We start from the raw sequence: 16,984 nt of genomic DNA, 5'->3' as shown, positions 1-16,984 counted from the left end.
TCAAAAAACTGGAGAAAAGGCACTATGCAAAACACAAATCTTCGACCGTTACTGAAGTCGTCGGCTGTGAAACCAACGGTCTTATACACCTCTTCGAAATCGAACCGTACGATGTATATCGAGAGCATGTCCGAAATGATCTACGCGATGAAGCTTGATCAGGACCTTGGTGTCGCCTCGTTTGAGAGTCAGCCCAAGAGCTTTGAGTACGAGCTTGGAGCCAAGAAAGTCCGCTACACACCAGACTTCCATGTCATTGATAACAATGGCGAATCAACATTTATTGAAATCAAGGGTATCCGCTACACGGCATCGGATAGAGACATAGAAAAGTTCCAACTGCTGCGGGAGTCCTTTGATCGCATAGGCATCTATTTTCGCGTTGTTCTAGTTGATTTCGCTGCTCAAGAGTCGAAAAACCTCATGTTTTTGCACCGGTATAAATCCCATGATCATTTATTAATTAACGATGTTATACCGAATTTTAAAGGAAAAATAATCGACCTAATTAATAAGGGTTTAAATGATAAAGAGCTTGCAAGCTTATATTCAGCAATGGCGCGCGGTGAAGTCTCATATAAAAAAGATCAAAAAATTGATCTGAATATGGAGGTGGTTTGGTAATGAGGACTGATATCAGTATTGAGCAAGCGGACGCACGCCAGTGCCGTATCGGTGGTGATCTGGCCAAGATCACGCGTGTTGATGATACGTTCATTGTGGTCAACTCGACAGGGATACCGTTCCTGTTATCTGAGCACGAATTCAACGGGCACGTCCAGACTGGCTTCGTCTCGTTTGACGCGCCCCAACAGGTTCGTGCTGTAGTGCCCAGCTTGTCGCCGGATGATCACTATCAAGTCGAATACTGGAAACCCTATCTGACAGCGATGGACCGCGAAAACTACCCCGGTTCCGTTGCGGTACGCGAACGAGTAATTCACGCAGTCTCGTTGAGGCATGCGGCGGGTAAACCTGCTCCCAAACCGAGCACTCTGTACAACTATTACCGCCGATATCTTGCGGCGGGACGAAGTGTGCTGGCGGTAGTGAACTCGACACAAAAGCCTTCAGAAGTTCGGGCTAACCCAGCGTTGATCGCCCTGTTTAGCGAAGTGATGGATGACCACTACCTAAAGCCGACCGGCGCGCTCAGTCTGCTGCGTTGCCATCAGATCATGCAAAAGAACTTTAACGAGCTCTCAAGCAATAAGGCACATCCTCTGGCATCGGAAAAGATGATTTCGCGCTCCCAATTTTACAACTGGGCCAATCACCTCCTGCTCTCGCCCAAGGATTTGAGTAAAAAACTATCCAACAAGGAGCGAACCGTGATGAGACGAAAGGCCGTACAGAAATTTAAATTGGATCAGATTCTTGAGCGCGTCGAAGTCGATGCGGCGACGATTAACATCGGTCTGCTGGATGACGACGGTAACTATCTCGGAGCTCCACTCGTTTACGCAATGATTGACTGCTACTCACGCTCGATCATTGGTCTTCATGTGCAAGTGGGCGGTGGAGAGCGCTCTAGCTCTGTGCTGCATTTGTATCGTCAGATGCTGGCCCCAAACCAAGAAGCTGAACAATACGGCTGCGAAAACGACTGGCCGATGTGCGGTATCCCATCCACGCTCGTTTCCGACTCTGGTCCCGGATTCAGCTCTCATCAAGTCTCGGCATTTCTGTCGCAAGTACACATTGCGGATATCAAGGCCGAAGTGCGTAAGCCTTGGAAGAAGCCTTTCGTGGAGCGCTTTTTTCAAACATGCCGGACTCAGCTGTTTTCGACGCTGAACGGCTATGTGGGCAAGCGTAAAGATCAAAAGGAACTTGATATCAACATGAAAGATGCAGCCTGTATGACGTTGCGCCAGTTCCGTGAAATTCTGATCCGCTACATCGTCGATGACTATCATCAGCGACCACACCGTGGGCTGAATGAACACGGTGCTGGCAGTTTAACGCCCTATCAAGTGTGGAAGTCTCAAGCACGTTTTGTCCCGAGCAACATACCGGCCAATGCTGAGCAGTTCCACTATATCAAGGGGGTCGTAGAAACACGCAAGCTCCAGCGTGAGGGCGTATCGGCTAACGGGATCACCTATCAATCCGATGAGTTGGATGCTGTGGTCAAAGAGTACGGGTTGCAGTATCCGGTGCCCTGTACCGTGCTGGTCGATGATGAGGATGTCGGGTCGGTAACCGTCCTCTTCAACGACAAGGGGGTTAAATTGATTGTTCCCGCTAAAGAAGACTTTGACCACCTGACCGGCAAGAGCGTGCATGAGTACAAAACATGGAAAAACTCAGCAGCGTCTCAACAGGCCATCTCTGAATTAGGACAGCAGATACCGGTTGATGAAACGCCGGTACATCAGGCTGCCAACGCCCAAAAGCCGCGCAAGAAGGCCAAAGCGCATAACAGGAAGACGAACATCGATGCGATTCAGGAGCAGGCTGGCCTGATGACCGAGATGGGTGAGGCTGATTACTTCGATCCAGCGGCAAATTCGACCACGCATAACGACGATGTTTTTGATGCGGACGACGACGAGGAGGGCTACGAAAGTGTCTAAATTTATTGATACAAACCCCCAACGGAACGCTGCATCAGTTGATTTCATGAGCAAGCGCATCCCCTATCCGGGTTTCATAATGGCATTGCGCAACATCAACAGGACCCATGGAACTCGATTCCCTGAGGCACGAGGCATGATGTTTGTGGGTGAAACTGGTGTCGGTAAAACGACGATACTTAAGTTCTACCGGGAGGAATATTGTCGATGCAATCAAATCGAAACTAAACCTGCTCGTGGGAAGTACCCCGTGGTATTGATGCGACTTCAATCTGACTCGAAGAAGAGTTCATTCTTGCGCAGCCTCTGTATTGAGCTCGGTATCACGCCCAACGAACGCGAAACAGTCAATGCATTAGAGCGGCGTGCTATCACGCTGTTAAAGAAGCGGCAGGTAGAGCTGGTGATGATTGATGAGTTCCACCACCTCGCTGGCCGGGACGGTAAGAAGAACATCGAGTCACTTGGAGACTTGCTGAAAAACCTCATGGACGAAGCCCAAGTGCCGTTTGTCTTGGCTGGCACGTTTAAAGCTCTGACAGTGCTTGATGGTCACCCTGAACTTCAGCGCCGATTTGTATCGTCGACACATCTACGCAATCTGAACATGAAGACGGCAGAGAACACGCGAGACTTCCGGAATGTGCTAGTCACATGCAATAAGAATTGCAGCATACCATCCGTAAAATTCAACGACGGCGACATGCCGGAGCGCTTTCTCTTGGCTTCAGGCGGTCGAATCGGGGTCATCACAACAATCATCGAAACGGCAATCAACATTGCTGATCCAGAAGTCGGCATTACGATGGCTACGCTTTCTGAAGCATTCGAATTTACACGTGCCAATCCTCATAAGCCTAAATGCAATCCATTCGCAGCATCAATCCGAGTCGTTAGAGCTGAAATGGGGAAAGGACCTAAATGAATTTGCCTGTTAACCCCTCTCCTGCCAATCAGGAATCGATTGTTGGCTACTTGTGGCGTTTGAGCCGCGATAACGGATTCCCCGACCTCTGGAAGTGCGTGGCTGCTGAAGAGTGGCCGTTCCGGCGTGCTGAAGTAAGGAAGCTTCGCTTCGAAGCGTTGGTACTCGCCGTGGCCGATTCCGTCGGAATAGATAAGCGCGAGCTCAGCGACGCTTTGGAGCCTCAGAGGAGCTATGTATGGCGAGACAAGTCTTTAGTGTTCGGTGAAGTGCTGCAAGACTGGCGTCTCAACACGCCGCGCATTTGTCCGCACTGTTTTGAAGAATACGGCTACATACATGCTGAGTTTGAGAACATCTTGATGCGGGTCTGTCCGGTTCACGAATGCAGTATTCTGGAATACTGTCCGGACTGTGACTCCCCCCTTAGCTGGCATCATGGACTGGATACCGAGTGCCACGCTTGTGGATTCAAATGGAAACGGAATGCTAAAGGCAAGCAGCCGATTGGGCTATTCCAGCAGAAATGGATGGCTGTAGCTGGGGAATATGGACGGGTCTCAAAAGAGACTTACGCATTCGAACAGCTGGCTGGGCAGTATTTGTTGCGGGCAATGCGTCCAAATGACCTGATGTTACAAACACCAGTGGCTCAGTACGAAGGAGCCCTGCCCGACCTCGACGGGTATTTCGCCAAAGCAGAAGAACTCTACATGCGTCATATGGCTAGCGGTGAGCATAAAGGGTATGGCCGGTTCCAGTGCTTCGAAGCATTGAACCTTCCTGAGCTCGCGTTCTCGGATACGCATCAGTATGTTGATACTGAATGGCAGAGCGAGTGCGCCGAAGCGCTGCCCAGCTTTATCCGGAGCAATAAGTACCGCAACTATCCGACGGCAGTTATCAACCGGCTGCTCGATTCCGAAGCTTTATTTAAGCTACTCAATATCGAGTCACTTCACCCTGCTATGGATAACAAAGAGAACAAGTCGAAGTGGATTGATCTCAACAGGAAGGCGATCTTTGAGATTATCGAGGAGCTAGGCATTGAACCGGTTTACCGCGATGCCCGTGTAGTGCGGTATCGCTATGATGCCAACGACTTAGTCTCTTTGGTGGAAGCGATACCGTTGGTATCAAGTGCCAGTGACGCGCTGCTTCGGGTCGAGCCAACGGATCGCCGTTTATCCGCTCACGGTACAGACCTAATGGGCCTAGTACATGACATCAGCAATGGGCGGGTCACAGCATACCGGTTGAACGGTCATGGTCTAAACCCCATTCTGATCGAAGAGTCGTTGTTTAATACTTGGCTGGCGCAGAAGTTAAGAGAACGCTGTTCATCGCCTGTTGAGCAAGTCGAACTCTGCCGGATGACCGGGCTGCACTGGAAAACTTTCCCGAGACTGATCAACACTGGCCAGTTGCAAGCGGTACGGGCAGAAGTCGGCAACGGAACTTACTTCGACGGAGACAGCGTCTTCGAACTCATGAACGAAAATCTCGCGGCGATTCTGTCAAACGACGAGCTGCCCGCCATGTGCGCGACTGGAACCTGATCCAGCCGCGCCACTCCTCCCGAATACGCCTGTAACACCCCAGTTATCCCCTCCATATCGCTTGACTCCAAGGCCGCTTCTAGCTACCTTTAATTGGTAATTCTTTATATCAATTTGCAGAATTTAGCTAACTTTTCCCGCGATATATCGACATCTTTAGAGAATTTACAAAAGTAGTGGAAACAACCAAGGGAATTTATGGTTGTATAAGAAATTTGGGGCCGCTCACTTTGTAAAACCCGCCGCTAAGTCATTGATTCCAGAAAAGCGAGAATTCACGCATAAACTGGAAACGACAGTTGATGCCCTTTGTATGCTCGATTAAGTAACAGGAATTTTGGTGCGCAGAGCTTCGAAGATTTAGGTTTCGTGGACTGAGTATCGTTCTTTGCAAGCTGGTGCACGATTCGCACTTGACCTGTTCTTGCCCCGGATCTGATTAATGCACAGTCTCGTTCGGGTCTGGTAGATGCTCCAGCAGCTTTCGCATCTCTTTATCTGGGAATATGCATTCGTGCTTCATGCCCTTGATGCTACATGGCCGCTTACAAAGATTCGCAGATAACGAATACGGTCCCAGGTCCATGATGTGACTACCATCCCAGGTAAACGCCTCGAGATCGAGAATCATGTTCTTCAGCGTGCCCTGTACCGAACGGCTGCATTGCGTATCAAAGCTGAGCTCACTGAATGAATTTACGGCACGTTCCATCAGCTCTACTGGATAGCCCAGCTTGAGCATGGTGTTGCCCAGCATATCGCTGAACCAGAACGTCAGCTCTTTGAGCTCTTTCTGAGTCACGCCGATAAGGGCCAGTGAGAATCGCGTCTGGTCATGGGTAAATACGATGCACTGGCGGCGCTGGATTGTGGTGATATTGGCGCGCCATTCACCCTGCGCCGCATCATCCACCGCTTGAGGGAAATCACCCAGGAAGGACTGGTCGGGCGTGTTGTTCCTGAACTGGTGCATCACCCTTTCTTCTCCCTTACTTTGTGACTTCTTAGGCTGTTTTTACGTGGTCGGTCACTTATCATCACCTTTCTGATAGTGGGTATACTTACGGGAACTACCTTTCACTTTGTGTGCAGGGTATTTCTCAGCATTTTTAACCATTTTGTCTCGACAGGCCTTCTCAATATCGATATTCAGCTTTCCCGCCAGCCGAATAAGGTAAAGCTGCACGTCTGCTATCTCGTCTCGAACGGCAGACAGCTCTTTTTCATTCAGCTCAGCAGACTCTGTCTCGGTTTTCCACTGAAAACACTCCTGAAGCTCTGCTGCTTCGACGGTTAACGCCATGGCGAGATTCTTGGGCGAATGAAACTGGTCCCAGTCGCGCTCTGTGGCGAATTGCTGCAAGGAATAGTTAAGCTCTTCGAACGGATCAGTCATAAAAAACTCGCATTAACTTTGAACTGCTTTAGCCTTACTCAAAGGCCGCTATCGGACTCTGGCGCGACCCCAAAGCCCTACCACTGCTTAAAGCACCGTAAGGAACTCACCAATAACCACCAGATCCTCTTGTTCCTCCTCAAGCACTATATCCTTGTAGCCGAAAGCATTTGTTAGTGGCCTCAGTACAATTCGCTGATTAACCAGTTCACCATATGCCTCAACTTTCTCGCTATGATATTGCTTGACGGTATAGCTGCCTCCATGGTCCGGATCTTCGATTGAACGGTGCTGTACTACGACGATCTTGCCTTGCCGCGTACCTCCAGGGTTCGCGCGGAATAGACACCAGGACCCATTGGGGATACGCCGGTTCATCGATTCACCAACCACGCGGCTAATAAAGAGATCCGGACTTACTCGCATATAATCGGGCAGTTCAGCCCAATAGTCAGCTTCTGCGATCTGCATTTCGCTAAACTGACCCGCGGCAATACTCAGGTCATACACCGGCACATACTGCTCTAACAGCCCGGCTTCTTCACGCGTAACTACCGGGAGATCCAAGCCAGTCAGCTCGGTAATGGCAATGTCTTCCTTCTCTGGCACCTGACTGTCCTGCTGATGCGGGGAAATAAAGTTCGCGAAGTATTCGCGGGTTTCAGCGTCGGTGGCATACAGGTAACAGCCCTTTTGACCTCGAGTCATAAGGGTACGATAGGTGTTCTTGATAATCTGATCCGCCTGTGCGCGAGCATGATCGGGCTCTTCTTTTAGAAGCTTTTTATAGCCATGGACTGATCGATCTTGCCCCGCCCTTTTGCTGGCATCTGTTACCGCTCGGCCATCTCGGATGACAAAGTCATCGCCAATGATGACGCCTACATAGTCAAACTCCAGTCCCTGGCAGGTATGAATGCAACCAACCTGCTCGACGGAATCATCTGCGATCGCCCATAGCATACCGTCATCATCGAAATTCCACTGCGCCTCAAAACCTAAGTCGGCAAATACGATATCCATCGCTTGCTTGTCTTTTTTGCTAGCCCAGGGCCAGCAGTAACCGGCGACCATTCGAGCCTTGTTGGCCTTGCGGTTCTTTCCAAGAATTTCCCGTCGCAGTGCACTTGGGTTATCAAATACCTGGAAATCGTAGTCTACGTCATTGAGGTCAGTATTAGCCGTGGTACGGATCTGAAGCGCATGATCAAGCCAAGCCAGATAGCCATCAGAGCCGTTGCAACGAAACTGCGATGCAAGTTCAAGCTCCTGTACTTCGGCACCGCACTCGCTGGCCCTTCGTTTGATTTCTGCAATCGTCCCCACATCTTTCAACGTGACCCTCTGGGCCTCATCGATAAAGAAGACCGTGAAACGAGAAGCTCGGATCACTTCTTTGATCTGGCTTTCACCAAGATTCTGATACATTCCGGATTTTTCATTGAGGCGGTGGGCTTCATCAACGATCAGGGCATGAAAGGTATCGGGTTCGGCATCGACATAGCTTCCGGACCCTTTGAAAAGGTTATCGATATGAGTCTTTTTACGGGTACCCGTTAGCCTTTTCTTGAACACTTCACGCGGGGCCGAGTTACGAGATACATACTGGGTCATCATCTCTCGATTAGTCAGCTCTACCAGCAGATTGATCGCCACTACCGACTTTCCAGTTCCTGGGCCTCCCTTGACTATAAGGCACTGTTTTTCCTTGGCTCTAGCTTTGTTCGCCAAATCAAGTGCGGTTTCATAGACGAGCTTCTGTTCGTCAATCATCAGAAACTCAGCATTCCCTTGCATCATCGACGCAAGGGCATCTGCCAAGTTCTTGCTGGGTTTGATCACGCCATGCTCTATCCGATACATGATGTGATTACTATCACCAAACTTTATGTGTCTGCTTAGAAACTTGGAAAGCTTCAACGCATCCGGAGATATGAAGACTGGGGCTCTGTCTGTGTGCTGCTCGTAGAAAGGGTCATTGATCGCATCCGCCTTCTTCATATTGTGCAAGTAAGCACAGGGAACGAGCCTTATAGACTCGGAGCGAACCGTCTCATTGTAATCCTCAATGAGTGCAGCATATGACCATGCCTGATAGGAAGGGTGGTTCGTCTCACGTATCGAGCCACCCAACTGGGTACGGACAATCGCATCCTTCATAGTGACCTCAACTGACTGCCACTGCTTCAGCTCTACAATAACCGCAGTATCGTCCCGCTGATGATTCTTACCAGTAAGGATGAAATCGACTCGTCGGTTTGTTAGTGGAATGTTGTACTCAATGGCCACCCCAGCGGAGGCAGGTATTTCCTCATCCAACAGCGCACTCATCATAAAACGCAGCGAGTTTTCCCAGGCTAAGAGCTCACTGCGCGGCGAGTTACGGTTCAGCTTCCGTGCTACTTCGTTCTCAATAACATCGGCGATCGTATTGGCCCGGACATCTTCAATAAACTTTTGTTTTGTGGCGGTATAGACCAACATATCGTGCGTACTTCCCTTCTCAGCCAGTCTTCTTCTCATCACCCCAAGGTTGGGTAATGCTTGATATAGCCCGCGCAATTCTGTTTGGAAATCAGTGTACTACATCAGCCACAATCAGCGGCAGAGCGATTTTCTCTGATAAAGCGGCTTAGATATCGACAACGAATCGCGGGTTGAACTTCGGATCTTCCCCCGGTGATGTTGGGCTTTTTCGATAACCCGACTGATTACTGACGACACGTGTCCCTGCAACGACTTTATCTAAGCAGGCGTGCGTATGGCCATAGATCCACAGGTCTGCTTTGGCCAACAGCGTGTTTTCCAGATCAGTCCAGAAAGCACCGGCAAGTGCATCTAGCGGGAATGCCGGATGCTGGGCACTCGGTGTGGGCGCATGATGCGTAACAACGACTCTTTTCCCGTCAAAAGGCGTTTCAAGCTGCGTCTTCAGCCATTCGACGGATGACGTATGCAATAGCGCAGCATGCTGGGGTTGGAACACCTGGCCGTCATGTTCGATATAACGGTGATCGGGCATCGTTTGTGCAGCCGCTGACATTGCTTGCTCGCGCGCGCCTACCGCGTTGTAGTCAGTCCATAGCGTGCAGCCGAGAAAGCGTACGCCCCCTATTTCGCACAGTGCATCATCAAGCCAATAGACGCCTTTGTGCGCGGCTGCCTGTTGCATGAGCGTTTTGCAGGCCGCCATATCGTGATAGTAGTACTCATGATTGCCCGCGACATACACAACAGGGATCTTGAGGCGTTCTGATTGCCGTCCCGCCCATTCCACGCCCTCAGACCCGACGCCGATATCGCCCGCGAGCACCACCACATCAGCGCCCACATCCTCCAGGTTATAGGCATGGGGGTCTATAAAGCACTCGATATGCAGGTCGGACAATATGTGCAGTTTCACTTAGCCTCACTCCATCTATAGATCCTGAGCCGCTCTTCCACGGCTAATCGAGTTCGACGAGTGCTCCGGCAACAGTAGACAGATCACCTCACGCTCTCAGTTACTCAACCTTTAGCGTGTCGCCAACGTTCAGCCTGTCATCAGCGCTCCAGCTGATCCGGATGTCGAGTCGATGGCGGGAATCTTCTTCGCTGGCTGAGAGTTTCAGTTCAAGCAGCCCTTTGGGGTGCATGATGATCTCGCCATCTTTGTCACTGAACCTGAGCTCGCCGCGCTCGATGCCTTTGGATACCGCCTCCAGAAGCGCCTGAATGCTTTTGCTGTCTTGCAGAGACTGGTGTCTGAATCGGTGTTTGCTTTCTAGCATCATTCCCTCGATTGAATTAAAGACAGGATTCCGGCCTAAACACTTTGGCCTTGGGGTAATCGTTGCTGATACCGATGACGTAGCGCTCGGGCTTAATCAGGGTCAAGCCGACGCCATAGCCTGTCAGGCCCTCTTTGTGACGCGAGTTCCTATCCAGAGTTACATCGCTTTCAATATGCAAAAGCCCCTTTTTGATCGCCAGCCGCTGCCCTTGGGTGCGGTTGATATGGCCATGGACTACTGCATGGATACCGGCACGGTTTACACGCTCTACGCCCTGCTCAGTCAGCGGGAGATCGGCAGCGCGGTATTTGGTGCGCATGGTGTTGGCCAGTGGCCCAAAATAGAAGCGAAACAGGTCGTGCCGCACCTGCTTTTTGAACGCACGGTTCAGGTGTTTAACGCTCTTGTGCTCAAGCGTTTCGCTGATACGGTCATCCAGGCCTGCATGTACAAACAAAAAGGAGCCTTTGCGATACGCAAGCTGCATCTCACGGTAAAACCAAGCGAACTCCCCTTTTTTCTTGAGGAACAGCGCACGACAGGTTTGGGCAATCGCGTACACTTCCCTAAGGCTAAGCCCCTCGTGCGTACACGCCTCTTCAAAGCTGTCGACTTTCTTTCTCATGCGCTTGAGTTCACGCTCAATCGCCGCCTCTCCCATATAATGGGCTGCCGCCACAGGAAAGGCCTCAAACCAGTTGTCAGACGGAAACAGTCGCCGCCGACATTCGTCTTCATCCGGAATGCCTTTGAGGGATGCTTTTCCGTTGAGGTAGTGCTGCTGAATCTCCTTGAGTAGCGGCAATACCTTGTCACCCATGCGCACAAAAAGATGCTCGGTTGTTGGATGAGGTTTTAGCGCTAATGTTCTGATTCCCATCAGTAATCTCACATCATGATTACCAGCGAGCAGCTTTACGCGTCGGCTTTGCTTCATCAGGTGGCGAAGTGCGCGTAGAAGCTCCAGGTTGCTCGGGCCCTTGTCGAGACAGTCGCCACCGATCACAAAAACGGTGTCTCTGCCCTGCTTTGTCAGCCTAAATTCGCAGGTGCCGGCCCCCGTTCTGATGACACAGCCAGACGCGACCAGCGAGGCGATAAAGGCTTCCGCATCGGCATGGGGGTCGCCGATAAAGCAGATCGGCTTTTTAGGCCAGCGCCACTTGTGCCGTGAGACCGAACGCTGAACGGTCTGCTCCAGGTTGTCGCCTTCGGTACTGGCCTTGTTGCCCGAGTGGCTCTCCAGATAGGGCCAAAGCTCAGCCTCCTGTGGAACGCACTGTTTGATCTCGGCGTGCATTGGGGTCGCTTTGATTTTCGGTAACGTATCGAGAAGGCGCATCGCTCTGCCATGTCTGCTTTTAAATAAAAGGCGCAACTGTAACCGGCCTATGTGTTGGCTTTATGAAAGCCTAGTCGGAATAAGCCCCCTTGCCTCTCACCTTCCAGTCACCCGCGATATGGCGCCACCGGCCATCCTGAAGCCGCTCCAGATAGACAGGCTGTGCGTGATACATGCTCAGTGCGGCAATCTGTTCAAACTCCAGCACGCCCATTAGATGGGCTGCGTGACGAAAAGCAGCGCCATGCCCAACAAACAGCTTAACGGTATCGGCACCGTCTACAGGTTGAAGCGCGTCCATGCGCGCATTGATATGCCGGGCGACTCGCTCACCGGCCTGCATCAGTGATTCGGCACCCTGCAGCGGTAAACGGTAGTGGCTGTTCGATTTCCAGTCGGCGGGCAGCGCATCGAAGCGGGGGTCTGCCTCGATGACCTCCCGAATCTGCGCGGTGGTCAGGTTAGCGGCGCTTCCTAGCCCTCGCTCTGCCAAAGCCTCGAAAGGCTCTAGCTGCGCAGGCTTCTGGAATAGACCTTCCAACTCTTCGATAAACAGCTGAGCGGTTTGCCACGCCCGCAGCAACTTTGAGCAGTCGACGTCAGGCGCAAGCGCCCAGCCCTTTTCGCTCAGCATTTGCGCGACACCACGTGCAGCCACCCGCGCCCGGTTCACGCCTTTTTCAGTCAGGGGGAAAGGCTGATGGGCGCTCGGCGTGTCTTTGAGCTGGTGGTAGTCGCCATGTCGTACTAACGCTGCAATCAGTCTTGCCACAAGCCCTCCTGCTTAAGGAATGCCGGGAGCTCCTGAACGATTGTTTTCAACCCAGTGCTCTTGATGGAATCAATTGATTGATCCGGCGTCGTCCAGCGGCGTATTCGATGATCTTCATCCCACTCTGATCCCGGCAGAATACTGTCTACCCGCATCGCATAGACACTGACATCGCAGGTTGCACCCCACTTCTCGTGAAGGTAGTGCCCCATTCTTGTGGGATGAACGTCGCCAAGCACGCCAGCTTCCTCCATCGCTTCTTTCGCGGCTGAGTCCTGCTCACTGAGCCCCGGTTCCACGATACCTTTGGGCACGCCCCACCAGCGCCCGCTACTGGAGGTAATCAGCAGCATCTGAACCTCACCGTCGATAAACCTATACGGAATCACGGCCGACTGGCTGTAGTAGTAAGCGGGCCGTTTACGTTGCTCAAGCGCGCCATCAGCACGGAACGGGAACAGTTTTGGCAGGCTGCCAGGTTCGGTCCATGACAGCAGTTTGCCCTGGCCTCTGAGCGGCATGGCGCGGTTTTCAGGCAGGCCAATGCGTACCAAGGTACCTGCCGGTAAAAGCGGTGCGCGATTGGGGATTGCGCTGTACGGTAAAAGAAGTTCGATCAGACGCGCCAGTGCCGGATTATGACCAACGAGCATCAGGCGGTTGGTGTAAGAGGTATTTTCAATGGCAATATCCAGCAGCGTTTTTGCGTCGGCACCGTAAAGGCGACTGTCGATTCGGATGTTTTCCGCAGAACGTCCCATCGCCTTTATGCATTTTTCGGCCGTTGTCCGCGCACGTTCAGCAGGTGAGGCAATCACTACCTCTGGGCCTACACTGTGCTCGTGCATCCAGACACCAAGCCTTTGGGCGCCGCGCTTGCCCTTTCCTTTAAGCGGACGCTCAATGTCGGGCACGGCCGGTTCATCTTTGGCCTCGCCGTGGCGCAGCAGTAATAGCTCAAACATGGTGGCTATCCGCACGTTCAAAATAGCGCCGCGAGAGCGCCTCGAAGTCGACACTGCCGCTGGCTTCGTACACGGGCACATGCTGTAGCACGTTCAGGTAGGCGGATTCGTCAAAATCGCCGGTATCGGCCAGAAACACACCATCGGCGTTCTGATAAAACGGCCCCGGCGATTTCATGATGGCCGCCAGCAAGTCGCGCCGCTCGGCCAGATCAACCTGTTCAACTTTAAGGGGATGGCCTTTCTCACGGGTCCAGTTCAGCACCATGAATCCAGCCAGCGGGCAGTGGCCGGCCTCTATTCGCCCTTCGCCATACAGTTGGGTGATGTCAGCGTCATATTTCTGCTCAAGATCCCATAGTTCCGGCGCTGGAAGTGCCGAAAGCTCGGCCTGCTCACGTTCGGAAATGAGCGGGCTCAGGCGCGTGTTGTTGATGATGGTACCGGGGTTGATGCGCGGCAGCTTGGGGATGCCTGCGGCCATGATCTGCCCATGCTGCGCCTGAACGAACAGGCGGTCATTGGATATAAACGCCGTATCAGGGTTCTCCATCATGTGCAGCATCAGGGTTGATTTGCCGCCGCCGGAGAAACCTGCCATGGCCAGTGCCCGGCCACGGTAGCGCAGCCCCGCCGCATGACAGTTGAGCCAGCCCCTCTGCTGCAGAGCATTCATGTACTGGTTATTGATGAAGTTGATCACCTGATTGTCGTTGGCCATGCACGGGCCCGCCGCAATGCGCAGTTTGTCGCTTTGCAGGAAGGTCATGCCGGTGCGTACCTTGTGAATCACGCGCGCGCCCGGTAGGTCGAAACACGCATCTTTTCGCCCCTTTTTGCCCGCTTCGCGCCGCCAGTCGACATAGGGTAGATCAAGGTTCGGGGCGTCACGCTCGATCGCCACCACCTCGACATCCGTCTGCTGCTTAGGGCCGGCCACAACATGGGCAAAATAGTCCCCCAGCCGTGCAATAAGCGCAGGACTGTTCGAGCGTACCGAGATACTCATTCCATCAAGTGTAAGTACAAGGCTGTCCGCTACAAGCGGGTGCCCGGCCACCAAAGCGTCAGCGAGCGTATGTGCTGTTTCGTTAATCATCGGCCCAACTTTTTCAAAACGTAATCGGTATACAGGGCAGCTGCATCGATACCTGCGCCCTCCAGCGCACCTTTGAAGCCGCCAAATGCCGAAACCTCAAACACTATGGGGCCGGTATCGGTCAGGGCTACATCGACGGTGGTAAAGTCCAGACCAAAAGGCGCCTGCGCACGCCGTGCCAGATCAATGAGTGCGTCATCCGGTGTATAGGGCTCGTAGCGCCCGCCACTGTTGATTGTGGTGTTCCAGCTATTGCTTTGCGACACACGCGCATAGGTGCCCAGGTATTCCCCCCCGAGAAACACCATGCCCAGATCACGACCGGATAGCTCCACTTTGCGCTGGATATACAGCATCGGATTGTTGCGCTGAAACTGCTCAATTGACGCGGCGATACGTGCGTCATCCTGCTCGGCACTGATCACGCACATGCCACGCGCCTTGCTCGAAAACAGCGGCTTGAATACCGCTTCACCGTACTGTTTGACTGCCGCCAGTGCTGCCGCAGGGCTTTCAGTTACGCATGTGTCCGGCATAGGGATGCCCGCGTTGCGCAAGGTTACGGTGCAGCTTAGCCGGTCGATCAGGCGGAGCATCTTTTCAGGATCACTAAACACCTGAACACCACGCGACTGGGCAGTTCGTAGCATTTCGAGCCGATCAAGCGTGCCGGGGCTGTACTCGGCGCTTATTTTCTTGACGATGAGCCCATCCAGCTTGCACAGATCATCACCCTTATGCAGCAACCGATTATGGGTAAGATCAAGCTCTACATCGGCCATGTCGATAACGCGCCGGTATCCGGTGCGCTGCTCGAGCGCATCGGCCAGCACCTCGGTGGACCACTTGCCGGGAATGCCGACGATGGCGATTCGGGTATCAGTCAACGAAGATCTCCTTCATCGGTAAACGAAATTTCTTCTCGCGCCCCGGCTTCACCGCTAATACCAGTTCAAGCAGATAACGCGCACGAATCTGCATGCGGCGAGCCAGTGATTTATCAAGGATAAAACGGGTGGAGGTTGCGAACGAGCGCGCCAGCCCCAGCGCCAGACGCACCTCGAATGTGTCATCGCCCTGTTTTACAGCATAGCGCCTGGCCGTGGCATACAGGTGCTGGGCGACACGCATCAGGCGCTTGCGGGTGTCGGCGTCGAGTATTTGAAGCCGGTAGTTTGAAACCATGAACACCGATACGTCCTGCACATAATCCATGTAGCGCGAGCGGTGCAGATCGATAAAGTTGATCCGCTTCTCCAGAGGGTCGTAGATGATGTTGTCGACGTTAAAATCGCCATGACAATACACCAAAAACGGTGCTGGCCAGCCCTTTTCCCGCTTCTGGGCGTGGGCGATAAGCGAGTCGAATGAGGGGATGTCAACGCCGCACAGCGTGCTGTCGCTTTGTGCGAACTCAGGGTGGATTCGGTATACATCATCCATTCGCTTTTGAAGCTGCTGCATAAACGAGGCCGGCGAAGGCTCGCTTACCCGCGTTTCACGCCAGATCGATTTAAGTGTTTTCTCAAGACGCTTCTGCGCCTGTTCAAGCAGGGTATCCGGTTCGTTCAGCAGGATCTGTTCAAATGTATACCCCGGCAGGTGCTCGATCAGCAGCGCGGCGGACTGCCCCCGCTTTTCGTAGGAGAGAATCTTCGGCGCCAGCCCCGGGTAGATCTCATGCCAGGCATTGACGCCCGCCCGCTCCTCTTTAACCTTGCGCTTCTCACCATCTTTGAATATCGCCAGATAACCGTTTTCGGCATCATCACCGTTCGATATACCTGAAATAGAGCTACCCGAGCGGGTTTGCGCAATGGATGCAACCTGAAGATCATCGCCATCGGCATCCAGATCGCTGATCATGGACTTGAGCGAAAAGAAGCGTTCGAAACTGACCGGCTGTCCAAGGTTGGCCGAGATGATGGATTCGCTAATGTGCAGCAAGGCTGCGCCCATCTGCTTCATTTCGTAGGCGACAAACAGTGCGCGCGTCAGATCTTCGGTATGTTCAGGGTGCTGTTTCAGCGCCCTCACATAGCCTTGTAGCTGGTGCTCATAATCGCGCATCAAACGGTTGTTGATCTGGCCAATCTCGACAGCGGCTTTAGAGCCCGGCGCCGCCATCGCATCTTCCAACTGCGACAAACCTTTGCGCACCCGTTTGAGCATCGAGGCATAGCGTGAGGCGCCCAGAAGCGAGAAACACTCGATGGTTTGCATCTGCTCGATGCAGTTGCGACAAATCTCGGTTATGCGCTCCAGATCGATGGCGATAAACTCAACGCTGCGCAGCGTGATATCGCGCCCCGTGTGTCGCTTGCCACTTCTTAGCCGGGCGATAACGTCGCTTTGGATGCGGGTTTTCAGGTTGTAGGCATAGCCTGAGCGGTCCTGAATCTTGCGCGCAAGTACAGTACTGGGTGCCTTGAGATACCCCTGGAGACCGGCAACCTGAGAATCCACTTCGACACGAAGAAAATGCAGGTTATCCTGTAAGCCTTTGGGTAATTTGATCATCTCCGTTCATACCGCCTTTGTTCCTGATGATCACAGGGTACCGTAAACGTGCGG

General features: G+C 52.7%; 15 protein-coding genes. 4 read left to right on the top strand and 11 right to left on the bottom strand.

Annotated elements, in window-relative coordinates; translation table 11 throughout:
• Window positions 1–147 precede the first annotated feature (147 nt).
• From ADIMK_RS19985 to ADIMK_RS19970, 4 genes are read left to right on the top strand one after another with little or no spacing between them, the layout of a single operon-like run.
• Entirely contained in the window at window positions 148–624 is a 477-nt protein-coding gene (locus tag ADIMK_RS19985; protein WP_197027595.1) for a TnsA endonuclease N-terminal domain-containing protein, read from the top strand.
• Entirely contained in the window at window positions 624–2,579 is a 1,956-nt protein-coding gene (locus ADIMK_RS19980) for a TnsB C-terminal domain-containing protein (protein ID WP_036191938.1), read from the top strand. Before ADIMK_RS19985 ends, ADIMK_RS19980 begins: the two co-directional genes overlap by 1 nt.
• The gene (locus ADIMK_RS19975; RefSeq protein WP_036191936.1) at window positions 2,572–3,504 is read left to right on the top strand and encodes a TniB family NTP-binding protein; all 933 of its coding nucleotides are present in this window, start codon (window positions 2,572–2,574) and stop codon (window positions 3,502–3,504) included. The genes ADIMK_RS19980 and ADIMK_RS19975 overlap by 8 nt, the downstream gene beginning before the upstream one ends.
• Entirely contained in the window at window positions 3,501–5,063 is a 1,563-nt protein-coding gene (locus tag ADIMK_RS19970) for a TniQ family protein (protein WP_036191934.1), read from the top strand. Before ADIMK_RS19975 ends, ADIMK_RS19970 begins: the two co-directional genes overlap by 4 nt.
• A gap of 439 nt (window positions 5,064–5,502) precedes the next feature.
• Here the strand turns inward: ADIMK_RS19970 and ADIMK_RS19965 are convergent, their stop codons facing one another.
• The 11 genes from ADIMK_RS19965 to ADIMK_RS19910 all read right to left on the bottom strand — a co-directional run bounded on the left by ADIMK_RS19965 (window position 5,503) and on the right by ADIMK_RS19910 (window position 16,930).
• Complete coding sequence (locus ADIMK_RS19965) at window positions 5,503–6,036, bottom strand: DUF6933 domain-containing protein (RefSeq protein ID WP_051693167.1); 534 nt, start codon at window positions 6,034–6,036, stop codon at window positions 5,503–5,505.
• A gap of 54 nt (window positions 6,037–6,090) precedes the next feature.
• Complete coding sequence (locus ADIMK_RS19960; RefSeq protein ID WP_036191932.1) at window positions 6,091–6,459, bottom strand: nucleotide pyrophosphohydrolase; 369 nt, start codon at window positions 6,457–6,459, stop codon at window positions 6,091–6,093.
• An 87-nt stretch (window positions 6,460–6,546) separates the two neighbouring features.
• Window positions 6,547–8,943 carry a DNA/RNA helicase domain-containing protein gene (locus ADIMK_RS19955; protein ID WP_036191930.1) on the bottom strand — a complete coding sequence of 799 codons (2,397 nt, stop codon included), beginning with the start codon at window positions 8,941–8,943 and terminating at the stop codon, window positions 6,547–6,549.
• 148 nt (window positions 8,944–9,091) lie between these two features.
• A complete protein-coding gene (locus ADIMK_RS19950; protein WP_036191928.1) occupies window positions 9,092–9,862 on the bottom strand; it encodes a metallophosphoesterase family protein in 771 nt (256 codons plus the stop codon).
• A gap of 100 nt (window positions 9,863–9,962) precedes the next feature.
• A complete protein-coding gene (locus ADIMK_RS19945; RefSeq protein WP_036192184.1) occupies window positions 9,963–10,229 on the bottom strand; it encodes an amphi-Trp domain-containing protein in 267 nt (88 codons plus the stop codon).
• 16 nt (window positions 10,230–10,245) lie between these two features.
• Window positions 10,246–11,574 carry a metallophosphoesterase gene (locus ADIMK_RS19940; protein WP_036191926.1) on the bottom strand — a complete coding sequence of 443 codons (1,329 nt, stop codon included), beginning with the start codon at window positions 11,572–11,574 and terminating at the stop codon, window positions 10,246–10,248.
• A 70-nt stretch (window positions 11,575–11,644) separates the two neighbouring features.
• Window positions 11,645–12,346 carry a histidine phosphatase family protein gene (locus ADIMK_RS19935; protein ID WP_036191924.1) on the bottom strand — a complete coding sequence of 234 codons (702 nt, stop codon included), beginning with the start codon at window positions 12,344–12,346 and terminating at the stop codon, window positions 11,645–11,647.
• Entirely contained in the window at window positions 12,334–13,311 is a 978-nt protein-coding gene (locus ADIMK_RS21545; RefSeq protein ID WP_051693166.1) for an NUDIX domain-containing protein, read from the bottom strand. The genes ADIMK_RS19935 and ADIMK_RS21545 overlap by 13 nt, the downstream gene beginning before the upstream one ends.
• Window positions 13,304–14,410, bottom strand: a complete 1,107-nt coding sequence (locus ADIMK_RS19920; RefSeq protein ID WP_036191922.1) for an HprK-related kinase B — start codon at window positions 14,408–14,410, stop codon at window positions 13,304–13,306. The genes ADIMK_RS21545 and ADIMK_RS19920 overlap by 8 nt, the downstream gene beginning before the upstream one ends.
• Window positions 14,407–15,297, bottom strand: a complete 891-nt coding sequence (locus ADIMK_RS19915) for a GAK system ATP-grasp enzyme (RefSeq protein ID WP_036191919.1) — start codon at window positions 15,295–15,297, stop codon at window positions 14,407–14,409. Before ADIMK_RS19915 ends, ADIMK_RS19920 begins: the two co-directional genes overlap by 4 nt.
• Window positions 15,290–16,930, bottom strand: a complete 1,641-nt coding sequence (locus ADIMK_RS19910) for a phosphotransferase (RefSeq protein ID WP_051693165.1) — start codon at window positions 16,928–16,930, stop codon at window positions 15,290–15,292. The genes ADIMK_RS19915 and ADIMK_RS19910 overlap by 8 nt, the downstream gene beginning before the upstream one ends.
• Window positions 16,931–16,984: the final 54 nt, after the last annotated feature.

This window comes from Marinobacterium lacunae (assembly GCF_000705555.1).
In the GTDB taxonomy this organism is placed as follows: Bacteria; Pseudomonadota; Gammaproteobacteria; order Pseudomonadales; family Balneatricaceae; genus Marinobacterium_D; species Marinobacterium_D lacunae.
The sequence above is the reverse complement of the archived record's forward strand: the minus strand, read 5'-3'. Positions and strand labels throughout refer to the sequence as shown.